Consider the following 24,227-nt stretch of genomic DNA (forward strand, 5'->3'; position numbering starts at 1 on the left):
GGCAGAATCAGTCAGAAGCTACGGAGCATTTGCCTTTCAGCGCTGGCTTTAAGGCCATAATTCTGGACCTTATAGATTCATAATGCCGGATATTTCGATGGTTCAAAGCGATCAGGGCAGAGGCAACATGCTTTAGCTCTTGACTTTGGGAGGGGGTGAGTGGATGCCTGTCCAGGAATTCTGGACGGACAACGGTCGTGTCCAGCGCTTCTTTCATAAATTCATTGTCTGCAAATCCAATGGAAAAGAAATTATCGAGTTCAAATACTTCGCTGAGACCCAATTCCCCGTTGTTGGCAATATTGGCAGAAAGGCCTTTGGTTTCCTGAAAATAGACGCCCATCCGATCCAGGATCGCCTGGTCTGTGAAATTGTTCAGGTTTCCACTGGATTTGATATCATCGTACCCAGCAGATATGGGGTTGAAGGGATAGGTAATCCTGGCGGTGGATTCCAGGAGTAGCTTCATGGTTTTTTGCTTGTTCGGATTGGGGCTGACCAGCTCAGCCAATAGTTCATTGCTTTTCTTTAAGCGGAGCTGGCCTTCTGAGAGCAGACTATCTACCTGTACCTCGTCCTGATTCAAATCCGCCAAAAATCTACAGTAATAGTCTACTACGATTCTTCTGTTGTTTGAATTTTCATTCCAGTTATTCAAGGCAAAAGCACCCAAAATACCAATCGTAATGACCAGGATTTCCAAGATGTATTCCGGCCACTTTTCTTTGAGGATAGAGTAGATGCGTTTCATGTTAAGAGGATGATGGTGTTAGCGCAATTCTCACTTAGTTAATTCCTTGAGGATTACTTCTTTCAGCCTGTGGTTTTGGGCAAGAACAGTCTTTATGTTAAACTCTGTGTTTTTGGTTTTTATTGAAGTTTCCAAAAGCAATTGTTGAAATTCCGGCGTTTTGGAAAGAAGGATTAGCCTTTCTTTATCCACAAAGTCAAAAGGGGATTCTCCTTTGCCGCTATTGTTATTGTTTTCAAACCAGCTGGATAATTGGTGGGTCTTGTTGTCGGCCAGATAGACCCGAACTCTGTTTTCCAACAACTCTGCATACTCTGTATAAGTAACATCAAGATCTTTCAGATACCTGGCGTAGGTATTTACTTCCTTTCTGACAGACTCATTTGATAGTTTGTCAGCAACAAAGGGATCATTCTTAGTCGCGATAGGATTGTAATAAATCAGGAGTCGGATCAAATTGGGGTTTTCAATTTCAGAGTCTATTCCCTTCACTCCGATTTCATAAAGGGCTTGGTGCAGGTTATTTATTTTGGTTAGGGTAGTCAGGTTTTCGCTGAAAGAGAGCGAATCCTCCCTTAAGTCCTGAATTAGATTTTTTAAAACGATTTGTTCTGACCGCCTCGCCTTACTCGCCTCATTTGCATTATTGATCTGGAGTGCGATCAAAATACCAATCACAACTAGGAAGATTTCACCAATCGCATAGACCAGATATCGGGTAACTCGGTTTTCAGTGAGAAGCTTTTGGCGGACTTTTCGGAAAAAAGAGATCATGATGTAGGGGGTTGGGTGTGGTACAAAATAGCCTCAATGATTTCCTCCAATTGTTCCAGTTTGGAAAAGTAGTTGGTTACGCCCCAAGCTTGATTGTCCAATACATTTTCAAACTCCACTTCCTGTAAGAGAGCAAGGTTTCGTGAGGAGAATTTTGATCTTCCGTTTCCTTTGAGCATTCCAAAAGAGTCGATGTTTTTCATCGACCCGTTTTTTGAAAGATAGGGTAACATTAAGGTTTCAGCTATAGCGTCTAGGGACTGAAATCCTTCTTTTTTATCCTCGATTTCATTCACCCACTGAAAAATCAAGGTTCGCAAGGTATCCGATGATATCAGGTTGGTTTTTCCTGAGGAAATCAATTCGGCAATCACCGTTTGGCTGGGGACGTAATTCTCATAATCCAACGTCAAATAGAGTAGACTGTCTATATGAGCTTCCGAAAGCTCAGAATCAGGCTCTCCCATACTATTCAAGACTTCCTTGATTGCCTCCAAAACAGTCCGATGATGCTGGATGAAGGCATGAATACTTACTTTGTTTAGCTGAAATTCTTGGTGAAGGTCTTTGAGGATAGCGGCTTCCTTTTTTTGATTGATTCGATTTTCATTCCAGGTATTCACCTGCAAGGCGATCAAAATCCCAATGGTGACCAAAAAAATTTCCCCCAAAGCATAGGCGATGTACCTGGTGACCTTGTTTTGGGAAAGAAGGGATTGGCGGATTTTGCGGAAGAATGAGATCATAAGTAGAGCTTATTGATTAGTGATATTTTTTCACCTCTGATTGGATTGAATCCCTAATCCGTGAAACATCGAACTTGTAACCTTTAAACATGCCAAGAATTTCATTCCAACTTACTGATTGTCGGGAAACCTTATTGATCAGTGAGGGATCGGCTGCCATTAATTCAAAATCGTAGGAAGGGGTGACTTTGCTGGAATCAGTACCGGGATGTAGGATTGTATATCGAACATACTTTTGGAATTCTCCTGTTTTCATGAGTTCCGAATCATGATAGGTCCTATTCACTTCCAGGATAAAATCACGGTACTCAGAGAGATTGATAAAAGCATCTCGAATCCAGCGACTTTGGATCAGGTTGAGTTCTCCTCCGCTACTCATTTCCTCATAAGTAGATAAGCTTGCCAAGGTCATATAAAACATGTGGTATTCATTTACATACTGATCAAAATTCACTTGGTCTGAACTCGAAAGTTTTTTGGTCTCCATTGCATTTTTTACAATGATGGAATTCTTCAAATGTCTTTCATTGCCCATGATAAAGCCTTCTGTATCCTTGAGAGCAATTTCCATATCCTCATTGAGTCGTTGCAAGTAGCTGTAAGCTTTGATTTTTGTTTTGCGTTGTTCGTTCCAGGTATTTACCTGAAGTGCGATCAAAATCCCAATGGTTACCAAAAAAATCTCCCCCAAGGCATAGGCGATGTACCGGGTGACCCGGTTTTGGGAAAGGAGCTTTTGGCGGATTTTGCGGAAGAAGGTGATCATCGAAGATGGGTTTTGGTCAGGGATCTGATTTCAGAAATCTTGAGAAGCGCACTTTCAACGGTTCGTACTGTGCCTTCCCGGTTATCCTGATAGATTCTGAAAAGCACAATGTTGGAAGGTTTTTCGAAAAATGTTTTGGAGTTCACCGGCTGACAATAATCCATCCACTTAAAATCCGAAAACTCTGCTTTGATTACCGGAAGCCAATCGGTGTTAAAAGAAAATTCCACATCATCCAGACTTTGATAGGCCTCAAACAAATTCACATCATAGTAGGAAATAAAGGCCAGCTGGAGTTCCTTATCCGTGATGTTTTCTATCCCTTTTGCCTTTAATACTTCAAAGGCACTGGATTGGGATTTAAAGCGTTCGAAGGAAATGATTTTCCCCATCCAGAAATTCAGGCTGTCACTGTAGTTTTTCAGGGCTATTTGCTCCAGCAGCCGGTCGGTCAGTTCAATTGCCTGTTTGGCTTTAAAGAGTTCTTCAGACAAGAGTGCAGAATCCCGTTGGAGGTTTTGGTCGATTAGGGAAAGTATTTCTTTTTCAAACACCCTGGCCTTTCGGTTTTCATTCCAGGTGTTTACCTGTAAAGCCAACAAGATCCCTATCATCACCAAAGCGATCTCTCCCAAAGCATAGGTCAGGTACCTCGTGACCCGGTTTTCCTCAAGGAGTTTTTGGCGGATTTTTCGGAAGAATTTCAACATCGGAATCTTATTTGACGAGTATCGGCTTTGCGGTATACGCAGCACTAAGAAACTTCCAGGAATCACCATCCTTCAGCAAGGTGAAATAATCCATGTTTTGGGATTGGGCTTTTCCCTCCCGATAAAGGATGGCATCGGCTTTAACAAAAGCCAACTGACCCTCGCTGATGTGGATGGTGTAATTGGACACCGGTTCGGTATAGGGAGAGTGATTCTCGTTTTTACTGGCCAAATAATCTTCGATAGTGGTGGTAAAGGTGTTCCACTTTCCCTCCCTGAATCTTGCACCCCCAATGGTTGCCTTTGGCAAAAACATAGGCTCAATGGCCTCCAAATCCCCGTTTCCCATAGCAGCGAGAAAACGCTCTACCAAGTTTTTGACAGCAGCTTCATCGGGGTCTTGATCAATCCCGTTTTCGTGGGCTTCAGTTTTGGGGGAAACTTCCTGCGCCAGTGAAGCTTCTGCCATACTCCACACGAAAAGAATCAATAGCAAAAAGAAATTTCTATACGTGTTTTCCATGGTCAGTTCAGGTTATATTCTGCTTGAATCAATTCCAATAGGCGGCCCGCATCAGTTCTCAAGGCTTCTGCCCTTATGCTATTGCCCTTGGTCATCTTGGATAAGTAGTGGATCTGGAAAGCCACTTCATTGATGACCGCAAAATCATCCGTGATCAATTGGGGGTTGGTGGTTGGGACGACGAATTTCAATTCTGCGTCCATGGTGTTATTCAATTCCAGGGAATTAAAAACCTTCCCCCCCATTTCGCGAAAGGTGGACTTGGTCCGGTTGTCATTCTCGTCCCATTCTTCCAATACCTTTACTTTTTTCTCATAATTAAGCAATTCATTCACGACGTTGCGTTTGCTGATCAGCCGTAGGCTTCCTGCATTTTTCAGCTGCTGAATGGTACCGTCGGAATAGAAAAATGCCCTGTCATTGAATACTTGCCGGGCTAAATAGTACATCTGGTTTCCGAATAAATTCCGATCCTTGGAAAGCATCATTTGCGCCAGGGAATCCATCAAAACGCTTTTCTCTTTCCGGAAGGCGATGTAACCGTTGAGGTTTGCCGTGTCCATTTTCAAATCCTCCACCAGGGAAAGGATGTAATCCCGTTCCACCTTTTGGGCAGTAAGCGATTCCCGATAATTCTCTGCAAGGAACCCGCAGAATACCGCCAAAAACAACATGAAGAACTCTTTGAAATAGGATTTCCAAGTCCCTTTTGAATTGGAAGCAGCCTCCGTGGGTGGATGGCTTTCCTCGGTTTGTTCCTTCGGGATACTTTGATTTTCGTCCATGATTTATTCGATGTTATATTCTTTCTTTAAGGCCAAAATCAACTCATGGGCCTGACTTTTAATCAATGGATAAGTCTCGGATATGACGAGCATAAAATAGAATTTTCTGTTTTCCAGACTGTTAGCAAATGCATTTAAAAGATCTTTATCGCTGTTTTGAAGCGGTAGTGATGCATTTATCAGTGAATCTGCTATTTCGTTTTTTCTTGTCGGAAGAAGGGATGAAAAGGGTCTATAGTGATAATTGTTCAGAATCCTGCTTTTGATTTCCAAAGTGGTGTTCCGTTTTATTTTGTCCGAATCAATCAATCCGGTTAGATAACCTTGCCTCGAATAATACTCGCTGATTTTATTGACCAGTTCCGCGTTTTTAAAATACCTCAAGTTTCCGGATTGGGTGATCTGAATGAGTGTTGCATCATTCCAAATTGCAGTGGGGGAAAAAGAAACCATCTGAGAATGGTAGTAAAATGATCCTCTGACTCCATTTACCGGAACACCTTGATGAATTATTTCACTGATACTGTCTATGCTCTTTAGGATCACAAGTTTTTGTTCAATTGTTCCATTAATCATGATCGTATCGTTTTCAAGATCTTGGATCAGTGACTTTGCATATTCCTTTGCGTAGGCAATCTCGCTTTGGTTGTCCCGATAATTTTCCGCCAGAAACCCGCAGAATACCGCAAGGAAAAGCATGAGAAACTCCTTGAAATAGGAAATCAAGTTTCTCTTCGGAGGTGAGGTAGCCAATACAGGTTGTGTATTTTCGGCAGCTTGTATTTCGGGCTTAATTTGATTCTCTTCCATCAGTCCTTTATTTTAAACTCTTTTCTAAGTAATTGTAAGAGTTTTGTGTTCACATCCTTATAGACTTGGAAATGAACAGAACGGGTAGAAGCTAAGCCATTCATACCATAAATACCAAGTGCGTTGATGGTGCCTTGTTTGTCAAATTTTTCCAAAGATTTAAATTCAAAAGGTATGATTTCATCGGAAGCTTCATATGCTGCCGCTACTGTTATACTTGTCACGCTATCTTTTACTAGCATCCGATGAAAATCATAATCGTAATGAAGGACCAGCAACGGATTTATATACTCCTTTCTGATATCCGTCTCCAACCTTTGCCTGTCATTGATATTGTTAATGGCAACGGATAAATCGCCGATCAGCTTTTGCAATTCACGGTTTTTGAAATATCTAAGAGAACCAGAATTTTGTAATTGCTCTAGGATGACTGTTCTGGGTTCAAAAAGTGAAGGCGTTCTGTAAGCAATCCCATATAAAAAGTTAACAGAAAATTTTTTGGACACCTCGGTAAGGCTACTGTCTTCAAAATAATGCATCAATTCCTGAAGTGCCTTTTCCTGCTTTATTCTGGTTTCAGTTTTAATTACCACAATGACTGAATCGGCCTTGAGCTCTTCGTAGAGGTTGATTGCAAGCTCTTTTGCCCATGCTTCTTCAGTGAGCTTATCTCTATAGTTTTCTGCCATGAAACCTGCAAAAACAGCAAGAAACAGCATGAGAAATTCTTTGAAATAGGAAGTCCAGTTTCTTTTAATGGCTGTGGGATTCATTAAAGGTTGCTGGATTTCGGGGTTATTTGGGTTTTCTTCCATATCCTATTCAAGATCATATTCTTTGTTCAGTAAATCGATCAGCCTGATTGCTTTATCATTCAATTGTGCCAGCCTGTCTTCAATAATGAAAGTGCTTCCTTTAAGTTGGTGTATACAAAAGGCAAGGTCTTGTTGAAGGGCTGGGTCATAGGACCTAAGAGGTGGATTGTCAGTAGGCCTTTGAATTCCGGTAGCGGTTACCATTTGGTCAAAAACAAACGGGTTGAATATTTGAGAGAGTACAGGGAAGGCATTGTACCGTTCTGTGCGATCATCTTCATGATTAGTAATTAATCTTTCTATTAATTTTTGATATGCCATGATGCTATCTGTTGCCTGTTCATTTCGGATCAATCGCAGAGAGCCTGAATTTTTTAATTGGGCAAAAGTTCGGTCATTGTTTTGAAACCAGACACTTCTTACCAGGCTTCTTCCAAAAAAATAAAGCTCATTTTCATGGCCTTTAATGGTTTGATTTCTTAGCAAAAGCATCAAAGAGTCCATTTGCGTCATCTTCAATTTTCTGAAATCCAAGGCTACCCGGATCGTGGCAGTATCAGATTTCAAATCCTCGATGAAAGATTGAATGAACTGCTTTTCCTGCCGCTTTTCTACCATATTTCCCCGGTAATTTTCTGCCAGAAATCCGCAGAAAACAGCCAGAAACAGCATGAAAAATTCCTTGATGTAAGAACTCCAGTTTCTCTTTTTGAGGGAGCTGATCACCTCTTTGGTGGAAAGGTCTTTCTCATTTTCGGGGGCTTGGTTTTCTTCCATCCCCTTAATTTTCCAAAGTGACAAACAACTGCGATCGGATCAGCCAGGTCCCTGAGGCTTTGGTCCATTGTGCCGAATACTTTCCGCCAACAACAGGTTCTTCCGAGTTTTCATAGTATCCTTTCCAGGTTCCCGTCTCCCATGCCAATAGGGTTTTGGGATTGACCAGCACTTCATCCGGAGTCCGAACCCAATATATTTTGGGACCTTGAAGCGAGTTAATGTATGCTGCCTGAGCTTCTTTGCCTGAAATCAGCGTCCCTGCCCCGGTAGTGATAAACAGGTCGTCAGTGGAGAAGGTGGCATTCAACTCATGATCAAAATTCCGAAGGGCTTTGTTGGAAGCATCCCGTTGGGAAAGGATTTGGGCGATCTCAGAATCCTGTCCATAGGAAAAGCTGAGTATAAAAAGCCCCAAGAGAAGGAGAAGTGTGTTTTTCATGGTTTGATGTTTTGATTATTCAATCCTTCCCCTGCTTTCGGAGTAGGAGTGACGATTCCGACTTGTTTGGAGAATTTTTCCCATTCGAGGAGTAGCTCCTGGAATTTTTCAGGGTAAAGATCTTTCAGATTCTGCTGTTCCGATAAGTCGGTTTCTATATTGTAAAGCCCGAAGTTTTTCACTTCCAAGGGAGTAGTCGTATTTAAAAGCTTCCATTTTCCCTTTCTGAGCATCGCATTGCCTCGATGCTCGAGCCCAAAAACATAAGTAGAATCGTGGACCAGATCCTGTTTTCCTGTCAGTAAAGGCAAGATTGAGCTTCCTGCCAAAGGTTTTCTTGCTTTTCCCTGCCAGCTTTCGGGATAACTTACTTCTGCCAATTCATAAAAGGTAGGAGCCAAGTCCATCACGGTGAGGAAAGAGGAGTTGATGCTTCCTTTGCCTTCGACTTCTTTGCCCGCTATGATCATCGGGGCGTTCATCCCACCTTCGGTGGTATATCCTTTGAAGTACAGAAATGGGGCTGATCCGGCCTCTGCCCATTGGGGGCCATAGGAGACAAAGGAGTTTTCTTTACCCATGTCCTCGAGTGCGTCAGAATAATTCTCCTGCAGAAAAGGCCCATAATACTCATGGTAGAAGAAATCCTCCGCGGCAGCGCCATTGTCGGACATAAAGACAATCAGGGTGTTTTCATACTGTCCGGTTTCTTTTAGGAAAGCAATCAACCTGCCGATATTGTAGTCCAAATTGTCCACCATGCCGGCATAGAGTTCCATTTTGCGGGCTTCCTTTTTCTGCTCCTCCGGAGAAAGGGAATCCCAAGGCTTGACCCGGGGATGAAGTGGGGGAAGCTGTGCATTAGGTGAAATCATCCCTGCTTTTTTTAGTGACACCAATCGCTGTTCGCGAAGTACCTCATAGCCTTTATCATAGCGGCCTTCGTATTTTTTCCAGTAGGTTGAATCCACTTGAAGTGGCCAATGTGGGGATGTGTAGGCCGCAAAAGCGAAAAAAGGTTTTCCATCCTTTGGGTTGGACTGAATGTATTCAATCAGTTTATCCGTGTAAAAGTCCGTGGAATAGGCACCGTCAGGCCACTTAACTTGGGCTCCATTTTCGGTATAAAGGGTAACCGGAAACTCAGGAAAAATGCCTTTCTCGCTGTAATGATTAGCACCCCCTTCCTCTTGGATCACAAAAGATTTTTCAAAGCCTTTGTCAGCAGGATTTGCGCCTTCCATTCCTCCCAAATGCCATTTTCCGGCTATGTATGTGTGATAGCCTGCGTTTCGAAGTAATTCAGGGACAGGAATAATCCGATCACTGAGTCTGCCTTCGTATCCGGGCACACCAGTTACCAGTCCCTGTGAACCCATACCTGCAACATGGCTAAAATTACCTGAGAGAAGCATCGCTCTCGTCACTGCACAAAACGGGGCAGTATGAAACCGGCTAAAGCGAATGCCTTGCCTGGCTAGTTCATCCAAGTTTGGTGTCTCAATATCTCCCCCAAAAGAACCCATGTCCGCATATCCTAAGTCATCTGCGACAATCAGAAGGATATTGGAGGCTTTTGGGGAAGGAGTGTCTTTTTTGCAGGAGAAAAGTGAAAGTCCAAACAGAACAAGCAGAGGGAAGGATTTTGCTTTACAATTCATGTTTTAGTTGTTGCCGTCTATTGAGGTACCGGACGATTTCCATAAGATTTAACTTAGGTAGAAATTGCAGAAATTCAAGTTGTTAAATCAGGTTTTAAGGCTTGTTGGAAAAAAAGTTTGAAGAATCTTCAAGGAATAAAATAGATAATCCATCATTCCAATCTTTTCAATCTTGGACCAACTGTATGAATTTTTTCTCCAACAGCATGGATTATTTTCCCAAGGTTGATTGGCGGTTTTTCTTTTTTCTGAGCATATCCTAGACAAATTTTGACATTAGGAGTTGCTATTTTTTCAATTTAACTTCTTGAAAATAAAGGCTTTATTATTTCAAAGAATTTCATTTTTAACCATAACCCCAATCACTATGAAACTTAAATTATTTCCCAGTGCAGCCACCTTGGCCTTGCTGATTGCAGTCTCAGCATGCCAAGAATTTAATGAGCTTATTCCTTTGGGTGCCAATAGCAAAAAGGGCCCCAAACCCTTGGTAAAAGAGATTGCAAGTGGCGCAGTCATAAAGGGAGCCAATGGTATCAACTTTGGCCCGGATGGCAATCTTTACATCGGATCGGTAAATGGGCAGGAAATTATCGTGATGAACAGTCAAACCGGAAAGATTCTGAATCGACTTGGACCAAATGTGGGAGTGACCACTCCCGATGATTTGGCGTTCGGCCCTGACGGTTCTTTGTATTGGACAGATATTTTTACTGGATTCGTAAAGAGAAGGACTCCGGAAGGTGTGGTAACTGAGCAGTTTGTTGCTCCTGGTGTCAACCCGATTACCTTTTCTGAAGACGGGCGACTCATTGTCGGGCTTTGTTTCTTGGGTGATGGCTTATATGAACTTGATCCCAATCTTGTTGATGCCCCACGGCCTATCATCATTTCCACACCGGAAAATCCATTTCCCCTTGGGTTTTTGAATGCGTTTGACTTTGGAGCCGACGGCATGTTGTATGGACCTATTTTTGCCGGAGATATCTTAGTCAAAGTAGACATCAACAGACCAGGTCCCCCTTCCACTAGTCCCTACACCGATGGAACGGTGACAGTGGTTTCGGCTGGCTTCACCGTCCCGGTTGCTGCGAAGTTTGATTCCAAAGGAGTCCTTCATGTCTTGGATCAGTCCGGTGGAGTTTTTAAAGTCAATACTGAGACGGGGGAAAAAACGCTTTTTGCCACCTTGGAGGGAGGAATGGACAATCTGGCCTTTGATTCCAAAGGGGCTTTATTTATCTCAAATGCGGAGTCAGGATCAGTGGTAGAAATTCTGCCGAGTGGACAGCCTCGCACGGTAAGTGGTGGAGGGATGATCGGGCCTATGGGCTTGGCGGTATTACCTGGGGCAAATAATCAGGACGCTTTGTTTGTGGGTGATTTATACCGATTGCGAAAAATCAATGGGCTCACAGGAAGGTTGGAAAACACTTATAAAGGGGATTTACTAAATGGCGAAGGCAATCTGACTACTTCTTTCTCCCTATCTGCAGACGGAGAGAATCTGATCGTTTCTTCCTGGTTTGGTGCGGTGGTTCAAGTATGGAATCCACAGACTGATCAGGTCGTGGAAAGCTTTCCGGTAGGGGCTCCGATTGATGCACTGCGATTTAAAGACGGAATTGTCACCTCCGATGTGGGACTTGGAGGAGTGATTTGGGCTAGTGACCATTCTATGATCCTGCCGATCGACAATGCAACAGTTTTTGCACCCAGCGGTCTGGCTACTGACGGAGAAAGGTTGTGGGTAGCTGACTGGGGTACAGGAATTGTTTGGCAGATTGATTTCAATGGAAATATTCCAAAGGCGCCGACCATTTTGGCAACAGGACTTGCAAATCCAGAAGGATTGGCTTGGGATAGTGACGGGACGTTGGTGGTAGTTGAATCAGGGGCTTCACGACTATCCCGTATTTCCTTGTCCACCGGTGAAGTGACTAAAATTGCGGATGGTCTGAAACTGAGTGCTCCTGCAGCTGGTTTGCCGAACTTTCCACCTACCTGGTGGTTTGATGGCGTAGCAATTGGTCAATCCGGAGATATTTATGTCTCAGGGGGAGGCAAGAATGTGATTTACAAAGTCTCTAAATTCTGAGGTTCTTTCATTACAAAAAACAGCTTTTTAAACTAAAATGGTGACCAACTCCTCCTTTTCCTTTTGGATATGGGGGAGTTTTTTTATTTGATTTTCACCCAGATCTAGTTTATTTATCCCCAAGGGCATACTGATTTTTCTCCGCTGCCATGCCTCCTAAAATCACCCACTTGCCCTCCACTTTTTTCCAGGTATGGGTAATCTTTAAGGTCCCTTTTCTGACTACTTGATTGTCCTTGTCAGTCCAGAAATAATCCGTGTCATAAAACACCATCACCACATCCTCAATAGCATTGGAGGCCTTTTTGTGAAGGACATAGTTGTATTTCAGACCCGGATCCTTATGTAAATCCAATATCCAACTGGCGATTTTACTTTTGTCGGAAACGCCATCCCCAAAACTTGGATAGCCGATGAAATTGGCATGCCAGAGTGTTTTATAGGAAACTGTGTCAATGTTTTGAACATACACCCAATAGAGTTCTTCCATATGCCAGGCCTCATTTTCCAGTTCGGTTTTGCTCACCGTCGGTATGGGGGTTTCGGCTTTTGAAGAATCTTGGGAGTTTTGATTGCAACTTATGGTAATGGAAAGAAGCAATGCAAACAGCGAATGATCAATTAATCTTTTCATTTTGAGTAAATGCTATGTTAAACTAATTTCTAAAAGTACTTTAGCCCGAATGGAGGATAGCCATTTTAAGTATGGCTAGACCAAACTATTGATCTCCTTTCAGCTCTGTTACCAGATTCAATGACACCTTGAACCCAAGGGTTTCCCGGAAGTTTTCCTTGCCGATTTTTTCATAGTTCCTACCAAAGCGATTCATGAAGTTTAAAATTGATCATCGCCTTCAAGTCAGGACACCAGTGCTTTTGATTCTCCCTTTTTCTTATGGATTGTGCTTCTGGCAGGGTGACTTTTCTTCTGTTTTATCCGGATGTTTTCCTCCCCAGAAGTATTACGGTTTTTTACTTGCAATCCATAAGTCAATTTGTCTTTCCAAAATGGACAGGGGTAAGGAACCATCCTTTAAAACCTGATCATGAAACTCCCGAATGTCAAATTTTTCCCCCAACTGCTGCTTGGCTTTTTCACGTAAGGCAATGATTTTTAATTCACCTACTTTGTAGCTGACGGCCTGCCCAGGCGTGACCATGTATCGCTCAATGCGCTGTATTGCTTCAGTTTCTGAGACAGGCTGATTCTCCAGCACATAGGCGATGGCTTGTTCCCGTGTCCATCCTTTGTGATGCATTCCAGCATCCACCACTAAGCGAACGGCTCTCTCGATCTCGTTATTCAGTCTGCCCATGTATTGATAGGGGTCGGTGTACATACCCAGATCAGTTCCCAGACTTTCTGCATACAATGCCCAGCCTTCACCAAAAGCACTTGTCCAATATGATTTTCTGAATTCAGGAATATCGGCTTCCAGTTGTATGGCAACCTGGTAATGATGACCCGGTATGGCTTCATGAATAAATAATCCTTCCATTGAAAAATAATTGTACTCCAATGGATTTGGGACTGTTTCGTAGAAAATACCCGGGCGTTTCCCATCCCGCGAGGGCTGCATATACTGGGCATTGGCTCCGGCCTCTCTGAATTTCTCTGTGGCTTTCACTTCAAAGGAGGCTTTCGGTCGGAGATTAAAAAGACGATTTAATTGGGGCTCCATGTGAGCTTCAAAACTTCGGAATCTGTTCAAAACTTCTTCCTCCGTCTTGAAGGGGAAAAATTTCGGGTCCGTTTTGATGTATTCAAAGAATGCCGGCAAGTCACCTTTGAAGCCCGTTGATTTCCTGATGGAATCCATTTCATTTCGGATACGGGCCACTTCACGAAGTCCCAGATCAAAAATCTCATCTGCTGTAATGTCCGTAGTGGTGTAATACTTCAACCAATACGCATACTCTGCCTTCCCATTGCTGTTGTCAAGCAGGCCGGTAGTGCTACGGGTGTTTGGAATATAGGTGTCAACAAGGAAATCGTTCAGTTTTTTGTAGGCGGGTTTAATATGTGTTTCAATCGCATCGGTGTAATCAGCAATTAGCTTTTCCCGCGCAGCACTATCGATCGTTTCGGGTAAATTCTGTAAGGGCTTATAAAAAATATGGTTCTCAACTTCCGCTTCAAACAGGGGTCTTAATTGTGCCGGCACTTTTTCCATGCTCGCCTTTGGATTGGTAAAGTGCAATTCTAATCCGGTTTGCATATTGTTAATGGACTGATCGATCCATTCCGGAAAAGCCTTCATTCGACTAATGAAGTTGCGGTAATCGGTTTCATCCTTGAATGGAATAAATCCTGCTCCTGAACCGAGTACTGCAAATCGTTGTGGAAAACTGAATACGAACTGATCAACGGGCTTATAAAATCCATAGCGATTGATCAGTTGTTCATTTTTGATGGTCAATTGGTACTTAAGGACATCCACACTCAATTTTTCAGAATCTGTCAGCCCATCGTAATCCACCGTATTGAGTGTGTCGAGATAACGGGTATTTAGCGCAATGGCCTTTTCAAAAAACTCTTCGCTGATATCCACTGGAAGCTGATCGTTGAAGTCATTCACGTTATTTTGCGTAGCTAATAGCGGATAGAGTTCATAATTTTCACGGGCGAATTGCGAAAAGATTCCGTTGAGGTCAACCGAATCCTTTTCTTTTTTTGAAGGGGAGCATCCTGAAATCATCAGGATGAAGAGCATAGCTCCAATAAATTTCTTCATACGTTATTAGCTAATTCTATTTTAAAACTTGGTAGGATTACTCCTGACGAACAGTCTGGATTTGGACCATTTTATTCATTTTACTTCATTCAGGCGATTGTACTTTTTGAGCACTTCCACCAGCAATCCATGAGGCAATGCATAGGATTTATTCCCGTTGATTCCTTCCATGGTTTCTGCCGCGATCATAGCATTGATGATGGCTTCTTCGACAGATTGAACCGTCGCTTCCAACAAAGGATCGATTTCGTCATTTGCCAACATGTCCACTTTGGCAAAATCAGATCGCTGGAAAGCATCCGGATTAGCGGTGGAAAAGGCGATAAAAATATCCCCGGAACCATTTGTAGCTATTCCTCCGGTCCGCCCGATTCCGATGGTAACCCGCTGCGCAATTCGCTTCAATTGATGGGGAAGCAAGGGGGCATCTGTGGCAACCACCACGATGATAGACCCATTTCCTTCTTTTCGATATGACTGGGGAGGAAGTTTTAATTCATTGTTCAGGGTATCCATCAACTCTTTTCCAACCGGAACACCGGCAATGGTGAGGGAAGGTTTTCTGCCAAAATTTGCCTGTACCAAAACACCAACCGTGTAAGTGGAATCTTTGATCGTGACAATCCTTGAGGACGTTCCGGTTCCGCCTTTAAATCCCAAGCACATCATTCCGGTGCCTCCGCCTACATTTCCTTCGGCTATTTTCCCTGATTTGGCATTGGTGATGGCTTCGAGCACATGCTCTTCTTTGACGTGAAAACCATAAATGTCATTAAGAAACCCATCGTAAGTCTCGGCCACAACAGGATAAGTGTACCACATCTCTTCCCCTCTGTACCAATCAGTATCCACGTACCATTTCAAGACGGCATCCCGAACTACGCCCACACTGTTGGTATTGGTGATCATGATCGGGGTTTCCAAAAATCCGGATTCGGTCAGCCAGGTAGTTCCGGTCATTTCCCCGTTTCCGTTCAAACTGTACCAATTGGCAAACACGGGGCTGAATTTCTGGGCTTTTCCCCGAGGAAAAATGGCGGTGACGCCTGTTCTGACAGGTCCTTTTCCTACCTTATTTTCCCCGCTTCCTGAGATGATGGTGCTGTATCCCACTTCCACACCCTTCACATCGGTGATTGCATTGAATTGACCTGTTGTGCCATTAAAAGGAACTCCCAGATCTCTTGCACGAGGTTTTTGGGCGTGGGCAATGGATAGTGTGAACGTAAGAATGAGTAGTAAAATCGACCTCTTCATATTGGTTTTTTATAAATCATCCAAAAACTTAAACAGGTCAATATAAGCCTTTTCAAACTCCTTCTGATTTGGGCTGTGCTTTCCGTCAGGTATAAAAATTCTGAGGTCTTTATCCTTTCTCATTAAGGGAACAAACCGTTCAAAAGTCACGGGGGGGATCTGATCATCCAAGCCTCCTTGCCACAGGTAAACGGGAGGATCGTTTTGGTCAAAATAAGTGATTGGTTCGTAGCGAGCTATGTTCTCCCTTGATTCATATCCTTCGGAAGGGAATAATGCCTTTCCCACCGCTTTGAACTGTTCATTCTCATGTTCGGTAAATATCCGTTCCACCACATCCAATCCATCCACGGGACCCGAAAAATTGATGATGCTTGTGATCGTGATTCCTTTATCAAGTCGATTGGAATATTCAGGATTGTTTTGAGCTAAGCCAACATTGGTAGCAATGTGTGCTCCGGCGGAAAAACCGGTCACAATCACATTGTCCAAATTCAATCCATAGTCAGCATTATTGGCTTTGAGAAAATTTAAGGCAGTTGTCAGATCGCCCATCGCCAAAGAAATCCCTCTTTTGAGTCGGTAATTCAAATTGATAACATTCAGTCCCTTCCTCAGGTAAGGTTCGATGTATCTTTCCTCCTGACTTTTGTCGCTGAAGTAATAGCCTCCTCCATGAAGGAATACAACGGTATAGTTTCGCTTACCAAAGGATTTTGCCTTTTGGGACAGGTAGATATCCATCACCTGTTCCGCATCTGAGTCATATGAAACATTCTTCAATATTTGATAGACTGTCTCCTTTTCCGCTTCGGACAGGTCTGTAAGTGAGGTCAGTTTTTTGGAGCAAGAGGACAGGAGAATTGAAAAAATTAGGATCAGGTAACTGGATGTTTTTTGCATGGAGGATTGAATAATGCGTTCCCGATTCATTTTAAAGACTTTGATTTATTTTTATTTATATGAAAACCAGGTGGCCCGAAGTATTTTCCCTTTTTCCTTCCTCTCTTTGCCAGATCAAAAGATGCCTGTCCCTGTTACTTGAATTCTGATAAATCATTCAACAAACGGCATTTTGGCTAGTAAGTCCTTATACCGCGAATCGTTCCGAATAGGGTCCCAAACTTTATCATATTTAAACCAGGTCATCCAATTACCTTGTCTCTCAAAATATTGATTCAGCAGTTCAAATGCTTTGTCGTATTCACCCAAAGCAACATAGCAAACTGCTGAGCGGTACTCAACAACTTGGTTCAATTCTTCAATTCGCTTTAATATATTTCGTGCTTCCTCAATATGTCCATTTTTAATAAGAGCGTAAGCCAAAAGTGCTTTTGAGCCTCCATCATATTGCTCAAATTTTGGATAAAGTGTTCTGAACATTTTCTCTGCTTTCTCAGCATTATTGTTAGCAATATTTACCATGCCTAAATAAAAGATTTTACCCCAACTTTCGGGACTAATGTTTTCAAGGTATATAGTCGCTGTGTCATACTCTCTTTTCCAATAGTAATAAATACCTGTTGTGAGTAATACACTTCTATCAGTCGGGGCTATTTTATTTGCCATGTCAATCCATTTTTGAGCTTCATCCCACTCCCCTTTCAATGCAAGTGTTTCTCCATAGGAAGCATAATTACTTGCATTGGTTGAATCATACTTAATTGCTTTTGCATAATTTTTCAAGGCCTCATCCCAGTTGTATTCATAATTCTTGTTCATTCTTGCCAATTGCGAGTATGCCTCCGAAGACGTGCTGTCAATTTCTATTGCTTTCAAAATTGAGGCTTTTGCCTTTGGTAAAATAACCACCGCACTACTGTTATATGTGGGGAAATTGGGGTAAGAAAAATCAAATAGCCAGTACGTCTTGCACAACTCAATGTAGGCAGTTACAAAACGCGGGTCTGATTTTATTGCCTTTTCTAACAAATCAACTGCTTTCAGCAGGCTATCAACCGAACCGCCATTTCTCGGGTTGCCGATTTTTATGTAATCAAGAGCTTTGCTGTAATAAGAAATTGCTTCTTTGTTTTGGGAATAAACTTTACCGCTAACCTGTGCCATGCCGCTAAAGTTGGTAGCAAAGAACAAAGCCAATAAAATGAATGCTTTTAAAACAATCGGTGCCCCGGTTGAAGTGGCAAGTCTGAGATGGGTTCGAATGGGCGCTTCTGGTCTGTAAAAAGGGCCGAGTATATCTGTGGTAGTAGGCGTGTCGCCTTCAAAACTTTTACCATTCCAGCTTACACTGCCAAATGCACTTATGCTGAGATCGGTAAGCGATGAGTTTTTAATAAAGATCCTGAGTTTCGTAATACTTGATTTTAGATGTTTAAGTTAGATTGTTGCCTGCCGAGGCCTTATTCTTATTTACTTTCCGGAAGCCTGCTTTTGATGTATTTGAATTGTCCGTTGTGGTTGGATTCATGCTCACAGACATGGAACCACTTGCAGTAGTTGTTTGTCGGACCCCAAGGCCAGTTCTCATCAACCGAAAACAGCCATTCATCATCCCGTTTTTTGAATTCCATGATGGTGTTTTCCCGCACTTCCTCCAATGCATTTAAATAAAAATCCAGGTTATTTCCTTTGATCGTTTTCCGAGCTTCGGCTCCGAGGTTCATCGCCACTTCAAACCGGGTTTTATCCTTTTCGCTCCAATCACCCCATGCCTTTCCTTCGAAAGTATGGGCCTGATAAAACCGCTCCGTGGCCGCCAAATGGAGTAACATCGATCCGATTGAGTTGGAGTTTTCATCATTGATAAAATCCAACTGTTCTATTGTCATTCCTTTGACCGGACGTAAAATCACATCCCGCATCCAGGTCATCATGGATAGCAGTGTTCCAATCTGTGGCGAAAATCCGTCTCTTGGCCCTATGATATTTATCCGTTCATCGGCTGGTAAACTATGGGCTGCGCCTAATTGCGGCATCATGGATAAGCCAAACGTACCAGAAGTAATTACCGCCGCTGACCTTATGAAATCTCTGCGCGTGGATGGATTTGTATCTTTCATGTGTGAACTATTGAAATAAGGTGTGTTGCAAAAATCATCACTGCCCATATGCTTATTTCTATGGAGCGATTCAGAGTTTTCTGTATTGAAAATCGTTCGAATGAAGTTACACAACGCGCCCTCCTTACTTCTCCTATTTAGGACAAATCAAATCTAATTCTTTCCCAAGGAATGGTAATTCTTTTCGGGTGTGGGTTTAGCAACAGAATGGAATTTTAAAGGGCTCCCATTGCCTGTGCTCGTAAAATCTTCAGAACCAAACGTTCTTTGCCAACCTATTCTCAAAAATTAAATTTATGTTTGAGCTATGCAGGATATCGCTCATAGTCACCAGAAGGCTCGGTTAATTAAACCGTTTCACCTTTGCCTATTTTTATTCCTGTTTAGCTTTTTAGGAGCTTTTGATTCCTTTGCCCAACTGCCCCATTTAGACGAAAGCCAATTTAAAGAAGGGTTACTCGAGTTAAAATTTAAAGAAAGCTGGCGATACCAACCGGGAGACAATCCGGAGTGGGCAAATCCCAACTTTGATGACAGGAATTGGTACAATATTCCTCCTTATGATTTAAAAGCTTACCAAATGCCGGATAGCCTTTGGTCGGGGTTTGGTTGGTGGCGAATCACTTTTACGGCTGATCCGAAAACAATTGAAGCAATTGAAAGGCTTTATTTTTTCTCATGGGGGGCAGCTGAAATTTACCTGGATGGAAAGCTGGTAGCTTCGTATGGAAATTTCTCTCCGAACCGCCAGCTGGAGCAGACCTTCACTCCTGATTATAAAGGGGACAGACCCTTGAGAATTTCTCAACAGGGCACACATACGCTGGCTATTAGATTTTCAAATCATCATTCAAAAAGTAACTTTAAGACATTCAGGCACTTTTCTGAAAACTTGGGGTTTGATATCGGTTTTTCCTCAAAAGTTCGGGCAAACTATTCAGACTTTAGATATGCCAACAGCTTTGCCACCCTTTCGGTCATCGTGGTTGTACTTTTTATCCTGTTGGTATTGCATATGCTACTTTTCTTCAAATTCAGGAAAGAGGAGCCTTACCTGGTAATTACGCTTATCACCTTTTTCTTTTTATGTGCGGCCATTTGTGCCCACATACTTTTGTTTGCTGACCTTAACGGTTTTTCCAATCCAATTTTCAGTGGTATAATAAATTCCACTGCCTTTGGTTTGGGTTTTGGTCTTTTGCCTTACTCCTTAAGTTCTCTGTTTCGAATTCAAAAGTTTTACTGGACCAAGCATTTGGTTTGGCTGGCAATCATAAGAACAACGAATTATTTTATTCCAATCTTCAACTTCGTCCTTTTTGATGCTACTATCATCCTCTCCGTAATTGTTTTGATGGTCATCATCATGCGAATTGCCATCAAAGAAAAAAACAAAGAAGCGTTATATGTCACTTTTGGAGCAATAGGTACTTCTTTCTTTCTATTGATTAATAGGATGATCAATGCGGATCTCATTTCGATTAGCACCTTCTTATATTATATAGATCTGATATTGCTCTATATCAGTTATCCACTGGGCATTTACATTTATATCACTAACCAGTATGGCAGACTTTTTCTCGCTATGGAGCAGACGGTAGAAGACCGGACCCACCAGCTTAATGTCATGATCAAGGACCTGATTAAAACCAAAAATGAGCTCTCACAAAAAAACAGCGAAAATGTAGTGTTGCTAAAAGAGATACATCACCGGGTAAAAAACAACCTGGAAGTTGTGTCGGGTTTATTAGCCCTACAGTCTGCAAAAATAGACGACCCAAATATGAAGGATGTCATGTTGGCAAGCCAAAACAGGGTACAATCTATGGGAATTTTACACCAGAAACTTTACCAAAGTGAGCAGTTGGCATTTATCGAAATGAAAAATTATTTCGAAAACCTGTGCATCAATATTTTGGACTCATACAATGAATCCGAACGAATAAAGGTGACTATTGAAATGAATGACCTTGAATTGGATGTGGATACGGCGGTGCCATTGGGTTTGATTGTGAACGAACTGCTCACCAATTCATTGAAATATGCTTTCCCCAAAGGTGAAAATGGGCATATTGAATTAAGTCTAAAAAATTTGCAGGAGGACAATTTTCAGCTAAAAATCAGTGACAACGGAATAGGAAAGAAGTTGGATTCCAAAGCTAAGGGCACTGGTTTTGGTACGCAGTTGGTCGAACTGCTAACACGACAAATTGATGGAAAATTGATCATGGACGTAAGTAATGGGACCATGGTGTTGATCAATTTCAAAAAGCAGCTAGCCGGTACACTTGACGTGTAAGCATAGCAGGTTTCTGCCTTTCGGAATTGGAAGAGTTTCAAATTCCATTTAATCCATCCCCCTTCCTTACTTTTCCCAACAATAATAAAGCTGGGTTAAGAAAGAAATAGAATTCATCCTCCCTGAATTTTTTACTTAGTGTTTATGATTCATTCGGTGTTTTTTCAGGACATCCTCTCCGAAATTATTTCCTTTTTCTCTCCAGATGCTATGGATGTGATTGGCATTGTCAAGAAATCCAACGTTGTCATATTCGATCAAAAAGTCAGGGCTGTGAACGACATAATAATGGGGCTTCATCGGTTCATAACTTCCGATCCAGGCAAAATAGACTTCGCCCATTCCACGCGCGTGTAGCTTGGCGAGGTATTCTTCCGCCTTTTCATGGTCCAAATTGCCGATGTATTCTTCGATTAAGTAGTGAAGGATTTTCTGCTGGCCTTCATTGAGATCCGATCCTTTGATGCCTTGGAATTCCTCCAGCCACTGTGGGCGGTCCGGACTGGTGATGATGTCTCCAGGCACTTTCTCGCTTAGGGTTGCCTTGGCTTTTTGGTTTTCATCCAGTGCATTGATCAGCCAAAAACCGTAATCTTCTTCCTTACTCAATGGCCTCAATCCGGCATACTGAGTAGCCTCCACCACCGCCGGGTCTGATCCGAAAAAGAGCGGTGTCATGGTAAATTCATTCCCCGCCACAGTAAGGTTGATAGAAATGTGATGCCCCTCAAACTTCACTCCCCAGGTGTCATCCGATTCAGGATTCCCGGCTATCGCCACATAATAATTCCCGTAATCCCAATTTAGCTTTCGGATAAACTCCATGCTTCGTTCGTTGACTTTCCCCTGCTGAAACTGGATTTCAAAAAGCTCATGAAGAATGTCATCCACCTGCATGATGGCAAAGGTTTTCAAGTATCCCTGAGAGCTAAAAACAGTACTCAGAACTTTATGAAAAGCAATTTTACTCTGTTCGGAAAGATCACCATACCGAAGACCAACCCGAGGGGCGAGTCCCAAAGGAAGGTTGGTCCACTGGGTTCTAGAGCTATCGGCAAAGGCAATGAAAACAGAGTCCCGCTGGTTGCCTTCGAGTGTTTGGATGAAACCTAAGGTAGAGGATTTTAGCTTTTCTGTGTTTTGGGACCATGCCGGTATAGCTAAGATTGCCAAGACCAGCACACAAAATAGTTTTTTCAACATGGCGGATTAAAAGAAGGGGAGTGTTAAGTTTTTCTTTTTTGAACAAAGGAACCGATCCTTTGCCTTCACAGAAATAAAAGGTAGCGGAAAAATCTAGTTTTTCTGATAATAATCCTGAAAATCCCCTGACCAAAAAGCAAAAGCGACCTTGGTTTTACCAAGGTCGCTTTTGGAAAATGAACCACAAAAAGGTGGGTCACTTAAAGTTTAGAGTCCGAATCTGTACTGCAAGCCAGTCATGACTTGCTGTCTTGATCCCAAGAAACCATATTCCAATCGGTACATAAAGTGCTTATTCAACTGGAACTGACCGCCTACGAGGAAGTTCCACATATCTTTTACCCGCTTATCCATGGAATATTGAACAGTTGAGTTTTCAATCGTGCCAATCGCTCCATCTGCTGCCACCAAAATCTCACTGGCTCTATCCAGAGCAGAGTTTGCCTTTTCGTATTTAGCCTGATTTATAGGATTGTTTTGTTCGGCTTGACTAAGGCCATTCCACCAAGAATTAACCTGGTCGTATGCATTGTCAACTTTGGCAAATCCTTCCTCTACCCTTCCTCCCAAGGTTCCTTCTGGGAAAACATCACTCAATGCTACAGACCCGTTAGTCCCGGATTTGATATGCACTCGAAACCCACCTACCCAAACGGCAATGGATCTTTCAGGCTTAGCCAACTTGAAGTTTTTGCCAAATCTTGGGCCAAAAATAAATGAGAATGCCGGCTCATCAAGTTGAGGCACGTCAGTCCAGGCTACGTTCATATCCAACGCCATAAAACCTCCTCCCACACCAATGGTAGGTGTCATCCCCAGACCAAAAGTAGTTGCCTTGAAATCTACCTGAGTTTCGAAAGGAAGAACCTCAGTATAATTATTTTCACCATCCGGGAGCCAAAGTCCTGCATTTATTTGAGTAGAAGCTTGGGCTTGACCTAAAATACCGTAGACATTCAAAAAGGGAAAAAGCCAAATATCCGGTCTCACAGTCACTGCGCTGGCGGCGGCTACTGAATTGTTGAACCGGATGATTTCATCCACATTATACATCTCTCCACCATTAAACCCAACCATGAGGTTTTCTATGATAATATCAGATTCTGACCAAAAATACTGGACACTTAGCCCTGCGGAATACGGAAGATTGAATCCCATCCCGGTGGCTTTATCTCCCCAAATGGGCAAAGCATAGGGATATTCGGCAGCTTTGAGACTGTCGATGAACCGCTCGTTTTTCTTTCCAACTTCCTTATTGGAAAATATTTGGGCTTCGGCATAACCGAAATTCAAAATCAGAGCGATTGCAAATAGAAATGATTGTTTCATAACTGCAGTAGGTGGAAAAAAAGAGAATTAATATAATATATGACCAAATGTATAAGGATCCCTAGCCTAAAAACATGACGAATATCAGTTTGGAAAAGGAGTAATGTCAAAGGAAGGTTAAAGATTAAACCAATCCGTCTAAACTCCAGAGGAGGCCAGCTTTTGGAAATCATTTGAGTAAAAGTATTAGTAACTTTTGCACGTACTCAAAACCCAGCGGTATGAAAACGTTAGCGAGCATTATTATTTTCTGTCTCTCTTTTTTCGGATTTGCTCAGGCCCAGCAAACTGATCCGGAAAAATTACAGTCTGCCATAGATTCGGAGACTATTGTTTTCGAAGCACGACAGGCCTCCGGCATGAACGGAAGGATGATCCAACTGGATCCGGGATACACCCTCCAAGTCAGCCCTGAAAAAGTGGTAGGGAATTTACCTTTTTTTGGAAGATCCTATCAGGGAAACCCCGGGTCGGGGGATGGAGGTCTGAAATTTGAATTTTCGGAATTTGATTTTCTGGTAAAGCCCAAAAAGAAAGGAGGATGGGAAATAACCATTGAGCCGACCGAAACCAGCGATATTAGATCGGTCTATCTTACGGTGCAAAAAAATGGATCAGCTTCTCTCCGAGTAATCAGCAACAGCAAACAAGGAATGTCCTACAACGGATACATCAAGGAATAAGCAAGCATTGCCAATTCAAGGACCTTCGTTATTCCTTGAA

The 24,227-nt window shown here is 42.5% G+C and carries 23 protein-coding genes; 3 read left to right on the forward strand and 20 right to left on the reverse strand.

Annotated features, from left to right (window positions below; genetic code table 11):
• Positions 1-7: 7 nt before the first annotated feature.
• From D0X99_RS00800 to D0X99_RS00855, 12 genes are read right to left on the reverse strand one after another with little or no spacing between them, the layout of a single operon-like run.
• Positions 8-751 (reverse strand): DUF6090 family protein, encoded by a 744-nt coding sequence (locus D0X99_RS00800; RefSeq protein ID WP_119475748.1) that lies wholly within the window; start codon positions 749-751, stop codon positions 8-10.
• A 30-nt stretch (positions 752-781) separates the two neighbouring features.
• Positions 782-1,525 (reverse strand): DUF6090 family protein, encoded by a 744-nt coding sequence (locus D0X99_RS00805; RefSeq protein ID WP_119475749.1) that lies wholly within the window; start codon positions 1,523-1,525, stop codon positions 782-784.
• Positions 1,522-2,271 carry a DUF6090 family protein gene (locus tag D0X99_RS00810; protein WP_119475750.1) on the reverse strand — a complete coding sequence of 250 codons (750 nt, stop codon included), beginning with the start codon at positions 2,269-2,271 and terminating at the stop codon, positions 1,522-1,524. The genes D0X99_RS00805 and D0X99_RS00810 overlap by 4 nt, the downstream gene beginning before the upstream one ends.
• Positions 2,272-2,287: 16 nt before the next feature.
• A complete protein-coding gene (locus D0X99_RS00815) occupies positions 2,288-3,037 on the reverse strand; it encodes a DUF6090 family protein (RefSeq protein WP_119475751.1) in 750 nt (249 codons plus the stop codon).
• Positions 3,034-3,747: a hypothetical protein gene (locus tag D0X99_RS00820; protein ID WP_119475752.1), complete on the reverse strand. Its 714-nt coding sequence runs from the start codon at positions 3,745-3,747 to the stop codon at positions 3,034-3,036. The genes D0X99_RS00815 and D0X99_RS00820 overlap by 4 nt, the downstream gene beginning before the upstream one ends.
• A gap of 7 nt (positions 3,748-3,754) precedes the next feature.
• On the reverse strand, positions 3,755-4,270 hold the full coding sequence (locus tag D0X99_RS00825; protein ID WP_119475753.1) for a nuclear transport factor 2 family protein: 516 nt from the start codon (positions 4,268-4,270) through the stop codon (positions 3,755-3,757).
• 2 nt (positions 4,271-4,272) lie between these two features.
• Positions 4,273-5,055 (reverse strand): hypothetical protein, encoded by a 783-nt coding sequence (locus D0X99_RS00830; protein ID WP_119475754.1) that lies wholly within the window; start codon positions 5,053-5,055, stop codon positions 4,273-4,275.
• Between the two features lie 3 nt (positions 5,056-5,058).
• Positions 5,059-5,865, reverse strand: a complete 807-nt coding sequence (locus tag D0X99_RS00835; RefSeq protein ID WP_119475755.1) for a hypothetical protein — start codon at positions 5,863-5,865, stop codon at positions 5,059-5,061.
• Entirely contained in the window at positions 5,865-6,680 is an 816-nt protein-coding gene (locus D0X99_RS00840) for a hypothetical protein (protein ID WP_119475756.1), read from the reverse strand. Before D0X99_RS00840 ends, D0X99_RS00835 begins: the two co-directional genes overlap by 1 nt.
• A 3-nt stretch (positions 6,681-6,683) precedes the next feature.
• Complete coding sequence (locus D0X99_RS00845) at positions 6,684-7,457, reverse strand: hypothetical protein (RefSeq protein WP_119475757.1); 774 nt, start codon at positions 7,455-7,457, stop codon at positions 6,684-6,686.
• Between the two features lie 4 nt (positions 7,458-7,461).
• Positions 7,462-7,899, reverse strand: coding sequence for a nuclear transport factor 2 family protein (locus D0X99_RS00850; protein WP_119475758.1), 438 nt, complete (start codon positions 7,897-7,899; stop codon positions 7,462-7,464).
• Positions 7,896-9,560, reverse strand: coding sequence for an arylsulfatase (locus tag D0X99_RS00855; protein ID WP_119475759.1), 1,665 nt, complete (start codon positions 9,558-9,560; stop codon positions 7,896-7,898). Before D0X99_RS00855 ends, D0X99_RS00850 begins: the two co-directional genes overlap by 4 nt.
• A gap of 367 nt (positions 9,561-9,927) precedes the next feature.
• Between D0X99_RS00855 and D0X99_RS00860 the strand changes: the two genes are divergently transcribed.
• Positions 9,928-11,658 carry a Vgb family protein gene (locus D0X99_RS00860; protein ID WP_119475760.1) on the forward strand — a complete coding sequence of 577 codons (1,731 nt, stop codon included), beginning with the start codon at positions 9,928-9,930 and terminating at the stop codon, positions 11,656-11,658.
• Between the two features lie 109 nt (positions 11,659-11,767).
• On the opposite strand, the gene D0X99_RS00865 is transcribed toward D0X99_RS00860, so the two are convergent.
• The 6 genes from D0X99_RS00865 to D0X99_RS00890 form a co-directional block, all read right to left on the reverse strand.
• Positions 11,768-12,292: a nuclear transport factor 2 family protein gene (locus D0X99_RS00865; protein WP_119475761.1), complete on the reverse strand. Its 525-nt coding sequence runs from the start codon at positions 12,290-12,292 to the stop codon at positions 11,768-11,770.
• Between the two features lie 328 nt (positions 12,293-12,620).
• Complete coding sequence (locus D0X99_RS00870) at positions 12,621-14,393, reverse strand: DUF885 domain-containing protein (protein WP_119475762.1); 1,773 nt, start codon at positions 14,391-14,393, stop codon at positions 12,621-12,623.
• A 75-nt stretch (positions 14,394-14,468) separates the two neighbouring features.
• On the reverse strand, positions 14,469-15,650 hold the full coding sequence (locus D0X99_RS00875) for a DmpA family aminopeptidase (protein ID WP_119475763.1): 1,182 nt from the start codon (positions 15,648-15,650) through the stop codon (positions 14,469-14,471).
• Between the two features lie 9 nt (positions 15,651-15,659).
• Positions 15,660-16,583 carry an alpha/beta hydrolase gene (locus D0X99_RS00880; protein ID WP_119475764.1) on the reverse strand — a complete coding sequence of 308 codons (924 nt, stop codon included), beginning with the start codon at positions 16,581-16,583 and terminating at the stop codon, positions 15,660-15,662.
• A 123-nt stretch (positions 16,584-16,706) separates the two neighbouring features.
• Positions 16,707-17,717 carry a tetratricopeptide repeat protein gene (locus D0X99_RS00885; protein WP_119475765.1) on the reverse strand — a complete coding sequence of 337 codons (1,011 nt, stop codon included), beginning with the start codon at positions 17,715-17,717 and terminating at the stop codon, positions 16,707-16,709.
• A 302-nt stretch (positions 17,718-18,019) separates the two neighbouring features.
• Positions 18,020-18,673, reverse strand: coding sequence for a DinB family protein (locus D0X99_RS00890; protein ID WP_119475766.1), 654 nt, complete (start codon positions 18,671-18,673; stop codon positions 18,020-18,022).
• Positions 18,674-19,253: 580 nt separating this feature from the next.
• Between D0X99_RS00890 and D0X99_RS00895 the strand changes: the two genes are divergently transcribed.
• The gene (locus tag D0X99_RS00895; RefSeq protein WP_119476363.1) at positions 19,254-20,972 is read left to right on the forward strand and encodes a histidine kinase dimerization/phosphoacceptor domain -containing protein; all 1,719 of its coding nucleotides are present in this window, start codon (positions 19,254-19,256) and stop codon (positions 20,970-20,972) included.
• A gap of 135 nt (positions 20,973-21,107) precedes the next feature.
• Here the strand turns inward: D0X99_RS00895 and D0X99_RS00900 are convergent, their stop codons facing one another.
• Together D0X99_RS00900 and D0X99_RS00905 are read right to left on the reverse strand one after the other, a co-directional pair.
• Entirely contained in the window at positions 21,108-22,175 is a 1,068-nt protein-coding gene (locus tag D0X99_RS00900; protein WP_119475767.1) for a DUF3500 domain-containing protein, read from the reverse strand.
• Between the two features lie 207 nt (positions 22,176-22,382).
• Complete coding sequence (locus D0X99_RS00905) at positions 22,383-23,504, reverse strand: hypothetical protein (RefSeq protein WP_119475768.1); 1,122 nt, start codon at positions 23,502-23,504, stop codon at positions 22,383-22,385.
• 221 nt (positions 23,505-23,725) lie between these two features.
• Here D0X99_RS00905 and D0X99_RS00910 point away from each other — a divergent pair, with 221 nt between their 5' ends.
• Positions 23,726-24,187, forward strand: a complete 462-nt coding sequence (locus tag D0X99_RS00910) for a DUF4251 domain-containing protein (protein ID WP_119475769.1) — start codon at positions 23,726-23,728, stop codon at positions 24,185-24,187.
• Positions 24,188-24,227 lie beyond the last annotated feature (40 nt).

The organism is Algoriphagus lacus (genome assembly GCF_003583985.1).
GTDB classification, from domain to species: Bacteria; Bacteroidota; Bacteroidia; order Cytophagales; family Cyclobacteriaceae; genus Algoriphagus; species Algoriphagus lacus.